This is a genomic window from Candidatus Aquicultor secundus (assembly GCF_002791875.1).
In the GTDB taxonomy this organism is placed as follows: Bacteria; Actinomycetota; Aquicultoria; order Aquicultorales; family Aquicultoraceae; genus Aquicultor_A; species Aquicultor_A secundus.
In genome coordinates this window covers 1-1,447 of the sequence record NZ_PFNG01000247.1, presented here as the reverse complement: position 1 = coordinate 1,447, position 1,447 = coordinate 1, and the positions used below count along the sequence as shown (strand labels likewise).

1 protein-coding gene is annotated in these 1,447 nt (G+C 53.4%); it reads right to left on the bottom strand.

Annotated elements, in window-relative coordinates; translation table 11 throughout:
* Window positions 1–13: 13 nt before the first annotated feature.
* Window positions 14–1,315, bottom strand: coding sequence for an adenylosuccinate lyase (purB, locus tag COY37_RS10465; protein WP_286679194.1), 1,302 nt, complete (start codon window positions 1,313–1,315; stop codon window positions 14–16).
* Window positions 1,316–1,447 lie beyond the last annotated feature (132 nt).

Here is a 1,447-nt window from a genome sequence, read left to right as displayed (position 1 = left end):
CTGGACCCTGATGCTAGTCCTCAAGTTTCTCCAGGCGGTCGTAGATAATTCCGACGTTTCGTAAGAAATAGGCGGTGTCGAAGAGTTCATCGAGTTCCTTATCACCCAACAGCTCCGCGGCTTGCTTATCCTTTTTAAGCAGGTCTTTGAGTTCGCCTTCACCGCGCCAGGTTGCCATGGCGTTTCGCTGGACGATCTCATAGGCTTCTTCCCTGGATATCCCTTTTTCGACAAGGGCAAGGAGCACGCGTGACGAGAAGATGAGCCCGCCGGTGCGCTCGATGTTTCTCTTCATGTTCTCGGGATAGACAAGGAGACCTTCCAAAAGCCATTTAAGCTTGTTAAGCATGTAATCAAGAAGTATCGTGCTATCGGGGATGATGACGCGCTCGACCGAGGAGTGGGAGATGTCCCGCTCGTGCCAGAGCGCGACGTTTTCAAACGCTACCAGTGCGTTCGCCCTGATAATCCTGGCCTGGCCTGTAAGGCGCTCGGCTATTATCGGGTTTCTCTTGTGCGGCATGGCGGACGAGCCTTTTTGCCCCTTTGCAAACGGCTCTTCGACCTCACGCGTATCGGTTTTTTGCAGTCCCCTAATCTCAACGGCGATTTTTTCAATCGTAGCCGCGACGATGGCAAGCGCGCTCATGTACTCGGCATGCCGGTCGCGCTGCAATACCTGGGTGGATATCGGCGCCGGGGTGAGCCCTAAGCGCTCGCAGACGTATTCCTCGACCCACGGGTCGATATTTGAGTACGTACCGACCGCGCCGGAGAGCTTGCCGACCGACATCGCCGCTTTGGCGCGCTCAAGCCGGTTTAGGTTGCGGTGCATCTCAAACGCCCAGTTGGCAAACTTTAAGCCGAAGCTCATCGGCTCGGCATGGACGCCGTGAGTGCGCCCGACCGAAACGGTATCTTTGTACTCGAAGGCTTTTTTCTTCAACACGCCGATCACGTCACGAACATCCTCGATGATGATATCGATGGCATCCTTCATCTGCACCGCAAGCCCGGTATCGACCACATCCGAGGAAGTAAGGCCGAAGTGAACGTACCGTGAGGCGGGGCCGATGTTTTCGGCCAGGTTGGTTAAAAACGCGATTACGTCGTGGTGGGTTTCGGCTTCGATCGCCTCGATGCGATCCACGCTAAAGGCCGCCTTGGCTTTAATCTCCTCAAGCGCTTCCTGCGGTACTACCCCTAGCTTCACATGGGCTTTCGTGGCCAAGATCTCTATCTGAAGCCACGTGTCAAACTTGTTTTCAAGCTCCCAAATAGCCCTCATCCGGGGCAGCGAGTATCGTTCAATCATGTTGTAAAAGCCTTCTTCCGTTTTATAATAGCGATCAGCTGTCAGCTAAAACCTTCATCAAGTGTTTGCTTTATCTAAGCTTAGACACTTTCACTTCTAATAATGCTTACTGCTCTCTAGATTCTTCACTTC